The sequence below is a fragment of the Microbacterium sp. P5_E9 genome, from assembly GCF_054049175.1.
Genome location: NZ_JBFUMV010000063.1, coordinates 1 through 700 on the forward strand (window position 1 = coordinate 1; position 700 = coordinate 700).

Genomic DNA, 700 nt, shown 5'->3' on the forward strand with positions numbered 1-700 from the left:
GGAGGGCGTGATGGCCACCAGGCCGGCAACCACGCCCGAGGCTGCTCCGAGGGAGGTGGGGTGGCCGTGGCGGATCTTCTCGGTGACCAGCCAGCTGAGCATCGCCGCGGCCGGGGCCACGAGTGTGTTAATCCAGATCAGGCCTGCCTGCTCCGCAGTGGTGGCGGCGCCGCCGTTGAAGCCGAACCAGCCGAACCAGAGGATGGCGGCGCCCAGCATGATGAAGGGGATGTTGTGCGGCCGGTGGTTGGGGTCCTTGCCGAAGCCCTGGCGCTTGCCCACAATGACGGCCAGGACCAGTGCAGCCACGCCGGAGCTGATCTCCACCACGGTGCCGCCGGCGAAGTCGATGACGTGCCCGAACACGGCGGTGATGGCTCCGTCAGCGCCCAGCAGGCCGCCGCCCCAGACCATGTAGGCGAGGGGGCAGTACACCAAGGTCACCCAGATGGGCACGAAGAGCGCCCAGGAGCTGAACTTGGCGCGATCCGCGATGGCACCGCTGATGAGGGCCACCGTGACCATGGCGAAAGTTCCCGAGTAGGCTGCCTTGATGAGGTCCGGAGACCCGATGAGGTTGCTGAGTCCGAAGCTGGCGAACGGATTACCGAMGATACCCAGCACGCCTTCGCCGCCGGTCATGGAGTAACCCCACAACACCCAGATGACGCCGACGATGCCGACGGAGATGAAGCTCATC

The 700-nt window shown here is 66.5% G+C and carries 1 protein-coding gene; it reads right to left on the bottom strand.

Annotated features, from left to right (window positions below):
* Positions 1–700: ammonium transporter (locus ACXJ3V_RS20230; RefSeq protein WP_457102150.1), on the bottom strand; the 700-nt coding region annotated here is incomplete at both ends.